Raw genomic sequence first — 13,518 nt, forward strand, 5'->3', positions numbered from 1 at the left:
GAAGGCGCCGGGATCGGCGCAGGCGGGCGTGTCCACCGGCGCGGCGGCGGTGCGGCCCTCGGCCTTCGCGGTCTTGCGGTAGTGCTCGGCCACGCGGTTCATCGACTGGCACAGCTGGTAGCCGCCGACCTTGTCGTTCCAGGCGTTCTTGGCGGCCGTGACAGCGGCCGCGGCCTTGGCCTCGTCGCTGGGGGCGGGCAGCTTGGCCCAGGCCGAGCCGGCGGCCAGCAGGGCCAGGGCCAGAGTCGTGGTGAGTGCGCGCATGGCTTGTCGTCCTCGTGTGTCTTGTCTCAGTGCTGGGCAGCGACGCCATCCGCCGGCTTGGCCGGCTGCGTGCGCTGCGCGGGGATCTTGCCGGCCTTGATGTCATCAAACCAGAGCTCGTGGTGCTCGCGCGCCCAGGCCTCGTCGACATAGCCGGTCTTCATCGCCTTGTAGGCGTCCTTCATGCCCAGCGTGCCCATATAGATGTGGCCCAGGAACAGCGCCATCATCAACACGGCCGCGACCGCATGGATCATGTGCGCGATCTGCATATCGCCGCGGGTATAGAGCAGGCCGGGGATCAGCATGTCCAGCACCAGACCGGAGCCGACGACGATGGCGCCGAGGAAGAACACGCCACCCCAGAACACCACTTTCTCGCCGGCATTGAAGCGCTCGGACGGCACCTCATGGCCGCCGAACATGCCGCCGGCCCGGCGCAGCCAGGTCCAGTCATGGCGGGTCGGCAGGTTGTCGCGCACAAAGGTTAGGAACACGATGATCAGCGACACCGCGAACAGCGGGCCGGCGAAGTTGTGCGCGGTCTTCAGCGCGTAAGTCAGCCAGCCGAACAAGGTGGCGCCGATGATGGGCAAGAGGAAGAACTTGCCGAAGGCCATCACGATGCCGGAGATCGCCAGCACGCTGAAGGCGATCGCATTGCTCCAGTGCGCGGCGCGCTCGAAGTAGGTGAAGCGTTCGATCTTGCGGCCGGTATCGGGCGTGTGCCCACCCATCGGACCCTTGGCGAAGTAGAACAACGCCAGCGCCAGCACCGCGATGCCCAGCAGAGCTCCGCCGTAAGGAATGATCCAGTTGTTGCGCACCTGGCGCCAGGCCTCGCCGGCCGTGGTCAGGCGCGAGCCCGGGTACTGCACGAACTCCTGGATCAGCACGCCTTTCTCGACACCGGGCAGATTGCTGATGCCTTTCTCGACGCCCGACTCGCGCACGCCGCGCCAGAACGGCGCGTTATTGCCGGGCTGGCTCTTGGCACGCAGCGCATTGCTTTCGTCGGCCTGCGGCAGCGCGGGGGCGACGAAGCCGGCCGGGGCTGAGGCCGCGGCAGCGGCGGCCGGGTCGGTCGCGGTCTGGGCCAGGGCGCCGGTCGAGAGCAGCACGGCCATGCCCAGCCCCGCGGCCGCCTTGACCCATGAGCGGGTGAACGGATATTGCATCGCGGCTCTCCGGTGGTGCTCAGCGCACGTAGTCGTTTTGCGCCTGATTGCGCTTGTGGATCTGGTTTTCCCAGGCCGTCTTGTCGCCGGGCTTGAAGCCCGCTGCCGCGAAACCGGGATTGGCCGCCTCGGAGGTGGCCCAGGCCGGGGCGTCGATCTTGCGGGCTGAGGCGTCCTGGGTCTGGGCGCGTTCGCAGCCGGCCAGGGCCAGCAGGCACAGGGTCGTGGCGATCAGCAGGCCGCCCCTCATTTGCGCACCTCGCCGGCCGGTGCTGCCGCGCCCTGCGTGGGCTTGCCGTAGGCGGTGCCCCAGCCCCAGACCTCGCTGCCCTTGCCGCGCTGCAGCACCCGGCTGCGGAAGATGTCGGCCACCACATCGCCATCGCCGCCCAGCAGGGCCTTGGTCGAGCACATCTCGGCGCAGGCCGGCAGCTTGCCTTCGGAGAGGCGGTTGCGGCCGTACTTCTCGTTCTCGGCGGCACTGCCATGTTCCTCGGGGCCGCCGGCGCAGAAGGTGCACTTGTCCATCTTGCCGCGCAGGCCGAAGGCGCCATTGCTGGGGAACTGCGGCGCGCCGAAGGGGCAGGCGTAGGAGCAGTAGCCGCAGCCGATGCAGATGTCCTTGTCGTGCAGCACCACGCCTTCGTCGGTGCGGTAGAAACAGTTGACCGGGCAGACGGCCATGCAGGGCGCGTCGGAGCAGTGCATGCAGGCGACCGAGATGCTGCGCTCGCCGGCGACGCCGTCGTTGAGCGTGACGACGCGGCGGCGGTTCACGCCCCAGGGCACATCATGCTCGGCCTTGCAGGCGGTGACGCAGCCGTTGCACTCGATGCAACGCTCGGCGTCGCAGATGAATTTCATTCTTGCCATGGAAGTCTCCGGGGCTTGTTAGGCAGTGGCTTTCTGGACCTGGCAGACCGTGGTCTTGGTCTCCTGCATCATGGTCACGCTGTCGTAGCCATAGGTGGTCGCGGTGTTGATGGCCTCGCCACGCACGATGGGCGCCGCGCCCTCGGGGTAGTACTTGAGCAGATCCACGCCCTGCCAGCGGCCCGAGAAGTGGAAGGGCAGCCAGACGGTCTCGCGGTCCACCCGCTCGGTTACCAGGGCCTTGACGGTCAGCTTGGCGCCGGTCGGGGTCGTGACCCAGACGTCCTCGCCGTTGCGGATGCCGCGGTCGTTCGCGGTGGCCGGGTTGATTTCGACGAACATCTCCTGCTGCAACTCGGCCAGCCAGGGGTTGGCGCGGGTTTCCTCGCCGCCGCCCTCGTACTCGACCAGGCGGCCCGAGCTCATGATCAGCGGGAAGGTCTTGCCGATGTCCTTGTTCTTTTCCTGCACGCTCTTGTAGAGCGTCGGCAGGCGCCAGAAGGCCTTCTTGTCGTCGTGGGTCGGGTATTTGGCGACCAGGTCCGGGCGGGTCGAGTACAGCGGCTCGCGGTGCTGCGGTATCGGGTCGGGGAAGTTCCAGACCACGGCGCGGGCCTTGGCATTGCCGAAGGGGTGGCAACCGTGCGCCATCGCGACACGCTGGATGCCGCCGGACAGGTCGGTCTTCCAGTTCTTGCCCTCGGCGGCCTTCTGCTCGGCCTCGCTCAGGTCGGCCCACCAGCCCAGCTTCTTCAGCAGCAGATGGTCGAACTCGGGGTAGCCGGTGGTGATCTCGGCGCCCTTGGAGTGCGAGCCGTCCTCGGCCAGCAGGCTGACGCCCTCGCGCTCGACGCCGAAATTGGCGCGGAAGTTGCCGCCGCCCTCCATCACATGCCGGGAGGTGTCGTAGAGATTGGGCGAACCGGGGTGCTTGAGTTCGGCCGTGCCGTAGCAGGGCCAGGGCAGTCCGAAATAGTCGCCGTCGAGCTTGTAGCCGGTTTCCTTGTCGATGCCACCCTTGGCCTTGAGCGTCTTCACGTCGAAGACATTCATATTGCGCTTATGCGCTTTCAGGCGCTCCGGGCTCTGGCCGGTGTAGCCGATGGTCCAGACGCTGCGGTTGATGTCCTTCAGGATGGACTCGACCTCGGGCTCGTCCATGCCGCCCTTGCCCTTGACCAGCTTGTGGCTCTTGACCAGCTCCTTGTCGAAGCCCAGCTTCTGGGCCAGCTGGTACATGATCATGTGGTCGGTGCGCGATTCCCACAGCGGCTCGATGACCTTCTCGCGCCATTGCAGCGAGCGATTCGATGCGGTGCAGGAGCCGCTGGTCTCGAACTGGGTGCAGGCCGGCAGCAGATAGACCGCCCGGTTCGGGTTCAGTTCCTCGCCAGGCATCGCCGCCATCGCGGCGGTGGCCGAGGGGAAGGGATCGACGACGACCAGCAGGTCGAGCTTGTCCATCGCCTTCTTCATCTCCAGGCCGCGGGTCTGCGAGTTCGGCGCGTGACCCCAGAAGAACAGGCCGCGCAGATTGCTGTCCTGGTCGATCAGCTCGTTCTTCTCCAGCACGCCGTCGATCCAGCGCGAGACGGTCATGCCGGGCTTGGTCATCATGCCCGGCGCGTACTGTTTCTTGATCCACTCGAAATCGAGGTCCCAGACCTTGGCGAAGTGCTTCCACGAGCCCTCGGCCAGGCCGTAGTAGCCGGGCAGCGAGTCGGGGTTCGGACCCACGTCGGTGGCGCCCTGCACATTGTCGTGGCCACGGAAGATATTGGTGCCGCCGCCGCTGACGCCGACATTGCCCAGCGCCAGCTGCAGGATGCAGGAGGCGCGCACGACGGCATTGCCGGTGGTGTGCTGGGTCTGGCCCATGCACCAGACGATGGTGCTGGGGCGGTTGTCGGCCAGGGTCTTGGCGGTCTTGTAGACCGTCGCCTCATCGACGCCGCAAGCCTCGAACACCTTGTCCGGTGTCCACTTGCTCATGATCTCCTCGCGCACCTTCTCCATGCCGTAGACGCGGTCCTGGATGTAGCGCTTGTCTTCCCAGCCGTTCTTGAAGATGTGATAGACCAGACCGAAGACGAAGGGGATGTCCGAGCCGGAGCGGATGCGCACGTAGTCGTCGGCCTTGGCCGCCGTGCGGGTGAAGCGCGGGTCGACCACGATCATCTTGCAGCCGGTTTCCTTGGCATGCAGCATGTGCAGCATCGAGACCGGGTGGGCTTCGGCCGCATTCGAGCCGATGTACATCGCCGCGCGCGAGTTGCGCATGTCGTTGTACGAATTGGTCATCGCGCCATAGCCCCAGGTGTTCGCGACGCCGGCCACCGTGGTGGAGTGGCAGATGCGCGCCTGGTGGTCGCAGTTATTGGTGCCCCAGAGGCTGACCCATTTGCGCAGCAGATAGGCCTGCTCGTTGTTGTGCTTGCTGGAGCCGACGACGAAGATCGAATCCGGGCCGCTCTGCTTCTTCAGCTCGAGCATCTTGGCGCTGATCTCGTTGAGCGCCACGTCCCAGGTGATCTTCTCGTACTTGCCATTGACCAGCTTCATCGGCGTGCGCAGCCGGTGCTCGCCATGGCCGTGCTCGCGCAGCGCCGCGCCCTTGGCGCAATGGGCGCCGAGGTTGATCGGCGAATCGAACACCGGTTCCTGGCGCACCCAGACGCCGTTCTCGACCACGGCGTCCACCGCGCAGCCCACCGAGCAGTGGCCGCAGACGGTGCGCTTGACTTCCACCTTGCGCTCGGCGCCGGCGGCGGGTGCATCGGCCGCATGGGCCTTCTTCTGCACCAGGCTCAGCTGGGTGGCGGCAAGACCTGCCCCCACACCGAGGCCGGAGCGGCGCAGGAAGACGCGGCGGTCCATGGTCGGAATCGCACGGGCGACGCCGCGCGACAGACTGTTGACAAGACCTGAGGCGGCCGGGCTACCCGCCTGGGCCGAGGATTTGCGCGTGAGCAGCATGATGTCTCCAGAGGGCCTGGGGCCCGTCAATGCAGTGGCCGGGGCCGACGATCAGGAACGGGCGGTTTCGTAGTAACGCAGCACATGCGGCGTCACTTGATAGCCGCTGCCGGTCTCGGCCAGCGTCTTGGCGACTTCGGCCACCACCGGGGCGGCGGGCGCCGTGCCGGTCAGGGTCTTGGCCGCGAGCAGGGCTGCGCCTGCGGCACCTGCGCCCAGCAGAACGCCGCGACGTTGCAGCGAGGATTCGGTCGGGCGCGAGGGTTCACCAACGGTCTTGTTTTTCATACTTTCATGCTCCGAGAAAGTGTGGGCCCGTTTTTAGGCAGCGGACCGGGTGCCGACTCGTCCCCTAAATGTAGGACTCGGCGGGGCGCAGGGTACTAGGGAAATTACGTTGTCGCTGGCGCGGTTGTGGATTCCGACCGACACCCTCGGACATCTCAGGCCTCCAGCAGATCAAAGCCCTGGCCCTCCACCGCGCAGAAGTCGCGTGTGAAGCCGGCCAGGGCGCGGTAGAAGTCGGCGCGTGGATGTGCGATCACCGTATCGCAGAGGTTGTCGACCCAGGGCCGCAGATGGCTGTTGAAGAAGCGCTGCTGGGTCGCGAGATTGCTGACCGCCAGATCCTCGCCGGCGATCAGGTAGCGCATCACCTCGCAGAGGCTGGCGATATGGTCCTCGGTCTCCAGCACGGCTTCGGCCCGCTCCAGGCCCAGCCGTGCCAGGTCGGTGCGCAGATCGGCCAGCGGCTTCTGGTTCAGATAGCCGGCGATGAACCAGCTGCCATACAGAAAGATCTCGGGCTTGCCGACGCCGCCGAACAGCGCGCCGTACTCGGCCTCGATCTCGACCTGCGACAGCCGTCGCGACACGGCTACCAGCTCGGACCAACTGGTTTCCAGGAAGCCGCCGGCGCTGGGCGCCTCGGTCACCGCGACTCTCAGCTGTTCATACAGCTCGGTCGACGGCGGCGCGTAGAAGAGGCTGGCCAGCAGCCCATAGACCTCGGCGCGGGCCAGCTCCTCGCTGTCGTCCGGCGTGCTCCAGTTCATCGCGGCGGCGCTGCTCATAGATCGGTGATCCTCACTTCATTCGGGTTGCTGTGCATATCGATCACGCGGCAGTCGGCACACATCTTCAGGCGCTGGGCGCCGGCGCCCTGGAACATCGCATGGCCACCGAGCTTGGCGATCATCAGCTGCACGGCGTTCGGGGTCGAGAAGGGCTTGGCGCAGCGCACGCAGCAGAAGGGCTCGACCTCATTGAGCACCCGCTGCTCCTTGCGCGCCTTGCCGCCGTCCGCCAGCCACAGGCGCGGCTCCAAGCTAATGGCCTGCTCGGGGCAGGTGCCGGCGCACAGCCCGCACTGCACGCAGTTCTTCTCGATGAAGCGCAGCTGCAGCTTGTCGGGGTTGTCGGCCAGCGCGGCCTCGGGGCAGGCGCTGACGCAGCTCAGACACATGGTGCAGCGGTCGGCATCGACGATCAGGCTACCCAGCGGGCTGGCCGGCGCGGGCAGCGCGATCACTTCCGGCGGCGCGGCGGACTGGGCCAGCAGATGCTCGATCGCCAGTTCCAGGCTGGCGCGCTTGTCGGCCTGGACGCTGAAGCTGGCGGGCTTGGCGACGGTCTGCGCGGGCGCGGCCTGCAGCGCGGCGTCCAGCTGGGCCGCCTCGCTGGCCGAGATCAGGGCCAGGTGTTGCCCCTGCAGACCCAGGCCGTGCAGGATGGTCTGGGCCACGGCCATCTGGGCCTGCACGGCGGCGCGGTAGGCCGGTGCCTCCTCCTCGGTCATCAGCACCCAGACCTGGCTGGCGCCATAGGCGATGGCCGAGAGCCACAGCTCGATGCCGCTGGACGCGGTATGCCAGACCTCCATCGGCAGCACGCGCGCCGGCACGCCGCGCACGGTCTTGCTGGTGCGCGCGCTGCGACCCAGCTCGCCGATCAGCTTCGTTCCGCCGCCCTGGCTGTGCAGCAGCAGCGCGGCGTTGCGGCCACCGGCGCGGGCATAGGTGCTGAGCATCGTCCGGATGCGCTTGCCCATCTCGTCGGGCCGCGGCGTCGCATAGCTGAGTGCGCCGCTGGGGCAGACCGTGGTGCAGGCACCGCAGCCCACGCACAGATGCGGCTCGACGATGATGCCGGCCAGCGCAGCGCCGCCGCCCTTGCTGCTCTTGCCCTTCAGCGAGGCGTCGCTGCGGATCGCCTGGGCCGAGCACACGTCGATGCAGGCCGTGCAGCCGATCTGCTCGTTGCGACTGTGGGCGCAGAGCTTTTGCTTGTAGTTGAAGAACTTGGGCTTCTCGAACTCGCCGATGGCCTCGCGCAGCTGTAGCACGGCGGCCATCAGGCTCTTGTCATCGGCCGCATGGAAATAGCCCTGCGGCGGCTGGTGCAGCGCGATCTGCGGCCGGGCGCCGAGGTCCAGCACCAGGTCGAAGTTCTCGCTGAATGGCTGCACCGCACGATCGAAATTGATCGCGCCGGCCGCCTCGCAGACCTTGACGCAGTCGCGATGGCTGCCGCACTTGCCCATATCGACCTGGTAGCTGAAGTCGATCGCGCCCTCGGGACAGGCGTCGATGCAGGCATTGCAGCGGGTGCACAGATCCAGATCGATGGCATTCCCGCTCTGCCAGCTGACCTCGAAGGCACCCAGCCAGCCGCTGATGCCGGTGATGTCGCCGGCATGCACGGCCATCGTGCGCGGTTGCGGCAGCGTGCCCGGTCCCTGCAGCAGCAGGCTGACTTCCAGCTTGTCGGCCAGCATCTCGGCCGCGCGCGCGGCACGCTCGGTCGGGCCTATCACCAGCACCCGGCCCTGGGAGCGGTAGCTGACCGTGGTGACCGGCTCGGGCTCGGGCAGCTGGGCCACGGCCAGCAGTGCGGCAAATTTCGGGCCGGCGTCCTTGGCGTCCTTGGACCAGCCGCCGGTCTCGCGGATATTGACGAAGCGGATCGGCCGCTCGGTCAGGCCCGGCGCGCCGGCGGTCTGCTCGTTGAGGTCCAGGAACAGGCGGCTTTCCTGGGTGCAGGCCACCAGCAGGTCCTCGCCGCTCTTGGCCGCGCGCTGGAAGGCACCGGCCTCGCGCCGGCACAGCGTCGTGTGCAGGGTTTCTAGCCCCGCGCCGGCCTCAGGCCCGAGCGCCTGGATCAGCTGCCGGCTGTCCAGGGGCATGGTCTTGTTGCAGTCGCAGATCAGGGTGGTCATGGCTGGCGGTGGCTAGGGCTTCGGGGGCAGGGATCGTTGCAGTCGTCTCGACCTGTGCGGTTTCCACGTTTTCTTCTTCTTGCTTCTCGTGGTCGAACAAGCCGAGGAATTGCGACTGGTTCATCATCCGCAGCATGGCCGGCGGAATCGGATCGGGCTGGCTGTAGTCGTCGATATAGGTGTCCAGCCCGTCCATCACATTGAAGTGTGGGTCGGAGAACAGTTTCTTCATCGCCGCGCGCTTGACGTCCTCATCGACACCGCGCGCGACGAAGGGCGAGAAGTCGGATTCGTGGCGCAGCTGGGCGACATCGTCGAGCGTCAGCGCGGGCTTCTCGGGCTCGGCGGCGGGAGCAGGTTCGACGGGAGGTTCGGGCGTCGGCTCGGGAGCGACGATCACCTCCGCCGCCCGTGCCTCCTCCTTGCGCCGCGACCAGCGCGAGAAGAAGCCGGTGGCCGCTTGCTGTTGCGTTGGGTCGGCCATCAGCCGCGCTCCCCGGGCGAGACGAAGGATTGCGGGCGGCGGCGCTTCTTGGGCTCGGGCCGGTAGTGCTGATCGGTATAGGCCTGCAGCCAGTCACGCACATCGTCCGGCAGCGGCACATTGTCGACCCGCTCCTGCGCATCGAGCCAGCGGCCGGCCTCGGTATAGGACAGGCTGACGGTCTCGGCCCAGGCCCGCGAGGGGTCTTCGTCATCGATGCGCCAGACCACGAACCAGACCGGCGCGCCCGAACTGAGGTTCAGGTAATAGCCCTCGGCCTCGTCGGGGAAGAGTTCGAGCGTGAAGTTCGGAAACAGGCAGCGTTGCAGTTTGCCGTCATCGCGCAGCACGCGCGGCACCGTGCCGAAGGCCTCTTCATGCTCGACCACATCGACGAGCCGGTAGCGCCAGTCCTCCCAACGATTCGGCGCGGCCTCGCGCTCCATCACGACGGCCACGCGCAAGGCCGGACGCGGTGCGGGCCTGTTGTCGTCGGCGGGGACTGCTGGCTGGCTCATCGCTGGCGGGCTCACCACTCAGGTGGTCTTGGAGATCGAGATGCTGGGGAACTTGGCCGAGTAGTCCTTGGCCTGGCGTGCGATCTTGACGGCCATCTGGCGCGCGACACTCTTGTAGAGCGCGGCGATCTCGCCGTCCGGGTCGCTGACGACGCTGGGCCGGCCGCTGTCGGCCTGCACGCGGATCGACAGGTTCAGCGGCAGGGCGCCCAGATAGTCCATCTTGTACTGGGCGGCCATGCGCTTGCCGCCGTCCTCGCCGAAGATGTGTTCCACATGGCCGCAGTTCTCGCAGACATGGACGGCCATGTTCTCGACCAGGCCCAGCAGCGGCACGCCGACCTTCTCAAACATCTTGACGCCCTTCTTGGCGTCCAGCAGCGCGATGTCCTGCGGCGTCGTGACGATGACGGCACCGGTCAGCGGCACGCGCTGGCTCAGGGTCAGCTGGATGTCGCCGGTGCCCGGCGGCATGTCGATGATGAGGTAGTCGAGGTCGGCCCAGTTGGTCTGGCGCAGCAGCTGTTCCAGCGCTTGCGTGGCCATGGGGCCGCGCCAGATCATCGCCTCGTCGTTGTCGACCAGGAAGCCGATCGACATGACCTGCACGCCGTAGTTCTCCATCGGCTCCATGGACTTGCCGTCCACCGATTCGGGCCGGCCGCTGATGCCCATCATCATCGGCTGGCTAGGGCCGTAGATGTCGGCATCGAGAATGCCGACGCGCGCGCCCTCGGCGGCCAGCGCCAGCGCCAGATTCACCGCGGTCGTGCTCTTGCCGACGCCGCCCTTGCCGGAGGCCACGGCGACGATATTCTTGACCTTGGGCAGCAGCTGCACGCCGCGCTGCACCGCATGGGCGACGATCTTGCTGGACAGGCTGGCATGGACGTTCTCGACGCCGGCCACGCCGCGCACGGCGGCGGTCAGCGCCTTGCGGAAGGCCGGGATCTGGCTCTTGGCGGGGTAGCCGAGTTCGATCTCGAAGGCGACGTCACCGCCGTCGATGCGCAGGTTCTTCAGCTGCTTGGCCGAGACGAAATCCTGGCCGGTGTTCGGGTCGATGACGGTCTGGACGGCGTCGAGGATCGACTGTTCGCTGAGGGACATGGCTGAGGGGCTTGTTCTGTGGGAGCCCCTAAGTCTATCCCTAGGCCAAAGGCCCGGTATTGCGCTGTGCCCTTAGTCGCTGGCGGTCACTTGCTGGTAGGCATCACGAACTCGGCGCCCTTGGCAATGCTGGAGCTCCAGCGCTGCATCACGCTCTTTTGCTTGGTGTAGAAGCGCACGCCTTCCTCGCCATAGGCATGCATATCGCCGAACAGGCTCTTCTTCCAGCCACCGAAGCCGTGCCAGGCCATAGGCACCGGGATCGGCACATTGATGCCCACCATGCCCACCTGAATGCGGCGGGCGAACTCGCGCGCCACATTGCCGTCGCTGGTGTAGCAGGCCACGCCGTTGCCGTACTCGTGATCATTGACCAGCTGCACCGCCTCGGCGAAGTCCTTGGCGCGCACGCAGACCAGCACCGGGCCGAAGATCTCTTCCTTGTAGATGCGCATCGCGGGCGTCACATGGTCGAACAGCGTGCCGCCGGTGAAGAAGCCGCCCTCGAAGCCGGCGCCCTTGTGGCCGCGGCCGTCGACCACCAGCGTCGCGCCTTCCTCGACGCCGGTGGCGATGTAGTTCTCGATGCGGTCGCGCGCCTCGCGGCTCACGATAGGCCCCATCTCGGCATCGAGCTCCATGCCGTTCTTGATCTTCAGCGCCTTCGCGCGCTCGGCCAGCTTGGGGATGATCTGGTCGGCCACATCGCCGACCAGCACCGCCACCGAGATCGCCATGCAGCGCTCGCCGGCCGAGCCATAGGCCGCGCCGATCAGGCCGTCGACCGCCTGCTCGATGTCGGCCTCGGGCATCACCACCATCTGGTCTTTCGCGCCGCCCAGGGCCTGGACGCGCTTGCCGTTCGCGGCGCCGGTCTGATAGATGTACTGGGCAATCGGCGTCGAGCCGACGAAGCTCAGCGCCCGCACGTCGGGATGGTTCAAGAGCGCGTCGACCACCACCTTGTCGCCCTGCACGACGTTGAAGATGCCGTCCGGTAGGCCGGCCTGCTTGAACAGGTCGGCGATGAAGAGGCTGGGCGAGGGGTCGCGCTCGCTGGGCTTGAGGATGAAGGCATTGCCGGTCACGATGGCCAGCGGTGCCATCCACATCGGCACCATGAAGGGGAAGTTGAAGGGCGTGATACCGGCCACCACGCCCAAGGGCTGGCGCATGGTCCAGTTGTCCATGCCGGTCGAGACCTGCTCGGTGTAATCGCCCTTGAGCAGTTGGGTGGCGCCGCAGGCGAACTCGACGATGTCGATGCCGCGCGCCACCTCGCCCTGGGCGTCGGTGAAGACCTTGCCGTGCTCGGCGGTGATCATCGCGGCCAGCGCGTCCTTGTGCTGATTCAGCAGCTCCAGGAATTTGAACATCACGCGGGCGCGGCGCAGCGGCGGCGCATCGGCCCAGGCCGGGAAGGCGGCCTTGGCGACGGCCACGGCCTTGTCGACATCGGCCGCGTTGCCCAGCTGCAGCTGGCGCGCCACCACGCCGGTGGCCGGGTTGTAGACCGGCTGGTTGCGGCCCGCGGTGGCCTCGGCTGCGGCGCCGCCGATGTAATGGGTGATGTCCTTGCTGCTGCTGAATGCGACGGGGGCGGCCATGGCGGTCTCCTGGTTTGGAATTGGGCCAGTCTAGGCTTCGTGTTCCTCGCTGCCAATGCAGGAGCGCTGATTTGATTGTTCGATAATGCGAACAATGAGCACCACCAAACCCGAGCTCCGCAACGAGCTGCTATGGGGCCAGCTGCATGCGCTGACCGTGATCGCCCAAGTGGGCAGCTTCACCAAGGCGGCGCAGCGGCTGTCGCTGTCCAAGGCCGCGATCAGCCAGCGCATCGCTGATCTGGAGCGCGCCATGGGGGTGCAGCTGGTCGCGCGCACGACCCGCTCGGTGCGCCTGTCCGAGGCCGGGCAGCGGTTGGTCGAGGAGACCGAAGCCAGCTTCGCGCAGATCACCCGCAGCCTGGCCGAGGCCCGGGACGCGGCCGGCCAGCCGCGCGGGCTCTTGCGCATCACCGCCCCGGTGGCGCTGGGCCGCCAGCATGTGGCGCCGCAGCTGGAGAGCTTTTTCCGGCTCTATCCGGAGATCCGCATCGAGCTGGACCTGTCGGACCGGCTGGTGCCCCTCGCCCAGGAGGGCTTCGATCTGGCGATCCGCCACACCAGCGCGCCGCCCGACACCCATGTGGCCGTCAAGCTCTGCGCCTCGCGGGCGCTGCTGCTGGCCAGCACCAGTTACCTGAAGAAGCTGGGCGAACCCGGCCATCCGACCGAGCTGGCCCAGCATGCCTGCCTGCCCTATCTGCGGCCCGGCCCCGCCGTGTGGCTGTTCGAGCGCGCCGGCGAGCGGCTCAAGGTGCCGGTGCAGGGGCCGCTGCGCGCCGGCAATAGCGAGATCCTGCGCGATGCGGTGCTGTCGGGCCTGGGCATCGCGCTGCTGCCCGACTTCAGCGCCGCGCCGGCGCTGCGCGCCGGCCGGCTCAAGGAGATCCTGCCCGACTGGCGGCCGGCCGGCTTCTTCGGCGACGGCATCTACGCGATCCACCCCTGGAGCAGCACCACGCCCAGGCCGGTGCGCTTGTTTACCGAGCATCTGAAGAAAGCCCTGGGCCAGGGTTTCGAGACGGCGGCCGGCTGAGCGCACCCCCAAAAAAGACGCCCACCCGGGGTTGCCGGGCGGGCGTTGCAAGTCCTTGAGTCAAGGACGTCGTTGGGACGTTCGCCGGCGCCATCCGCGCCGGGCATGGATGCAATGTAGAGGGGGGAAGGTCGGCCAGCTATCCCACTATTGGGGGAAACGGGCGAACTGGGACAATAGCGCCATGAGCACCTCCCCCAAGCGTCCGCCCAGCCGCCCGCCCGCCCGCCCGCCGGCCCGTTCACAGGCGGGCGC

13 protein-coding genes are annotated in these 13,518 nt (G+C 67.4%); 1 reads left to right on the forward strand and 12 read right to left on the reverse strand.

Annotation, left to right across the window (positions count from 1 at the left end):
• The 12 genes from PO768_RS24625 to PO768_RS24680 form a co-directional block, all read right to left on the reverse strand.
• A partial coding sequence (locus tag PO768_RS24625) for a hypothetical protein (protein WP_272648143.1) occupies positions 1-264 on the reverse strand: 264 nt, incomplete at its 3' end.
• 26 nt (positions 265-290) lie between these two features.
• The gene (locus PO768_RS24630) at positions 291-1,442 is read right to left on the reverse strand and encodes a formate dehydrogenase subunit gamma (RefSeq protein WP_442953295.1); all 1,152 of its coding nucleotides are present in this window, start codon (positions 1,440-1,442) and stop codon (positions 291-293) included.
• 19 nt (positions 1,443-1,461) lie between these two features.
• On the reverse strand, positions 1,462-1,692 hold the full coding sequence (locus PO768_RS24635; RefSeq protein WP_137945090.1) for a hypothetical protein: 231 nt from the start codon (positions 1,690-1,692) through the stop codon (positions 1,462-1,464).
• Positions 1,689-2,315 (reverse strand): formate dehydrogenase FDH3 subunit beta, encoded by a 627-nt coding sequence (fdh3B, locus tag PO768_RS24640; RefSeq protein ID WP_272648144.1) that lies wholly within the window; start codon positions 2,313-2,315, stop codon positions 1,689-1,691. The genes PO768_RS24635 and fdh3B overlap by 4 nt, the downstream gene beginning before the upstream one ends.
• An 18-nt stretch (positions 2,316-2,333) precedes the next feature.
• Complete coding sequence (locus PO768_RS24645; protein WP_272648145.1) at positions 2,334-5,291, reverse strand: formate dehydrogenase subunit alpha; 2,958 nt, start codon at positions 5,289-5,291, stop codon at positions 2,334-2,336.
• A 51-nt stretch (positions 5,292-5,342) separates the two neighbouring features.
• On the reverse strand, positions 5,343-5,579 hold the full coding sequence (locus PO768_RS24650) for a formate dehydrogenase (RefSeq protein WP_272648146.1): 237 nt from the start codon (positions 5,577-5,579) through the stop codon (positions 5,343-5,345).
• A 155-nt stretch (positions 5,580-5,734) separates the two neighbouring features.
• Positions 5,735-6,364: a TorD/DmsD family molecular chaperone gene (locus PO768_RS24655; RefSeq protein WP_137945094.1), complete on the reverse strand. Its 630-nt coding sequence runs from the start codon at positions 6,362-6,364 to the stop codon at positions 5,735-5,737.
• Positions 6,361-8,508: a 4Fe-4S dicluster domain-containing protein gene (locus tag PO768_RS24660; RefSeq protein ID WP_272648147.1), complete on the reverse strand. Its 2,148-nt coding sequence runs from the start codon at positions 8,506-8,508 to the stop codon at positions 6,361-6,363. Before PO768_RS24660 ends, PO768_RS24655 begins: the two co-directional genes overlap by 4 nt.
• Positions 8,432-8,992: a DUF3306 domain-containing protein gene (locus tag PO768_RS24665; RefSeq protein ID WP_272648148.1), complete on the reverse strand. Its 561-nt coding sequence runs from the start codon at positions 8,990-8,992 to the stop codon at positions 8,432-8,434. Before PO768_RS24665 ends, PO768_RS24660 begins: the two co-directional genes overlap by 77 nt.
• Positions 8,992-9,510 carry a DUF3305 domain-containing protein gene (locus tag PO768_RS24670; protein WP_272648149.1) on the reverse strand — a complete coding sequence of 173 codons (519 nt, stop codon included), beginning with the start codon at positions 9,508-9,510 and terminating at the stop codon, positions 8,992-8,994. The genes PO768_RS24665 and PO768_RS24670 overlap by 1 nt, the downstream gene beginning before the upstream one ends.
• Positions 9,511-9,528: 18 nt before the next feature.
• On the reverse strand, positions 9,529-10,620 hold the full coding sequence (gene apbC, locus PO768_RS24675; protein ID WP_272648150.1) for an iron-sulfur cluster carrier protein ApbC: 1,092 nt from the start codon (positions 10,618-10,620) through the stop codon (positions 9,529-9,531).
• An 86-nt stretch (positions 10,621-10,706) separates the two neighbouring features.
• Positions 10,707-12,227, reverse strand: coding sequence for a CoA-acylating methylmalonate-semialdehyde dehydrogenase (locus tag PO768_RS24680; RefSeq protein ID WP_272648151.1), 1,521 nt, complete (start codon positions 12,225-12,227; stop codon positions 10,707-10,709).
• Between the two features lie 94 nt (positions 12,228-12,321).
• On the opposite strand from PO768_RS24680, the gene PO768_RS24685 reads away from it, so the two are divergent.
• Complete coding sequence (locus tag PO768_RS24685; protein WP_272648152.1) at positions 12,322-13,263, forward strand: LysR family transcriptional regulator; 942 nt, start codon at positions 12,322-12,324, stop codon at positions 13,261-13,263.
• The last annotated feature ends 255 nt before the right edge of the window (positions 13,264-13,518 follow it).

The organism is Paucibacter sp. XJ19-41 (genome assembly GCF_028462495.1).
Lineage (GTDB): Bacteria > Pseudomonadota > Gammaproteobacteria > Burkholderiales > Burkholderiaceae_C > Roseateles_E.

What these genes read in the sequence shown, in the direction of transcription:
- PO768_RS24630 (WP_442953295.1), bottom strand. Translation starts at nt 1,442, where the DNA reads ATGCAATATCCGTTCACCCGCTCATGGGTCAAGGCGGCCGCGGGGCTG.
- PO768_RS24635 (WP_137945090.1), bottom strand. Translation starts at nt 1,692, where the DNA reads ATGAGGGGCGGCCTGCTGATCGCCACGACCCTGTGCCTGCTGGCCCTG.
- fdh3B (WP_272648144.1), bottom strand. Translation starts at nt 2,315, where the DNA reads ATGGCAAGAATGAAATTCATCTGCGACGCCGAGCGTTGCATCGAGTGC.
- PO768_RS24645 (WP_272648145.1), bottom strand. Translation starts at nt 5,291, where the DNA reads ATGCTGCTCACGCGCAAATCCTCGGCCCAGGCGGGTAGCCCGGCCGCC.
- PO768_RS24650 (WP_272648146.1), bottom strand. Translation starts at nt 5,579, where the DNA reads ATGAAAAACAAGACCGTTGGTGAACCCTCGCGCCCGACCGAATCCTCG.
- PO768_RS24655 (WP_137945094.1), bottom strand. Translation starts at nt 6,364, where the DNA reads ATGAGCAGCGCCGCCGCGATGAACTGGAGCACGCCGGACGACAGCGAG.
- PO768_RS24660 (WP_272648147.1), bottom strand. Translation starts at nt 8,508, where the DNA reads ATGACCACCCTGATCTGCGACTGCAACAAGACCATGCCCCTGGACAGC.
- PO768_RS24665 (WP_272648148.1), bottom strand. Translation starts at nt 8,992, where the DNA reads ATGGCCGACCCAACGCAACAGCAAGCGGCCACCGGCTTCTTCTCGCGC.
- PO768_RS24670 (WP_272648149.1), bottom strand. Translation starts at nt 9,510, where the DNA reads ATGAGCCAGCCAGCAGTCCCCGCCGACGACAACAGGCCCGCACCGCGT.
- apbC (WP_272648150.1), bottom strand. Translation starts at nt 10,620, where the DNA reads ATGTCCCTCAGCGAACAGTCGATCCTCGACGCCGTCCAGACCGTCATC.
- PO768_RS24680 (WP_272648151.1), bottom strand. Translation starts at nt 12,227, where the DNA reads ATGGCCGCCCCCGTCGCATTCAGCAGCAGCAAGGACATCACCCATTAC.
- PO768_RS24685 (WP_272648152.1), top strand. Translation starts at nt 12,322, where the DNA reads ATGAGCACCACCAAACCCGAGCTCCGCAACGAGCTGCTATGGGGCCAG.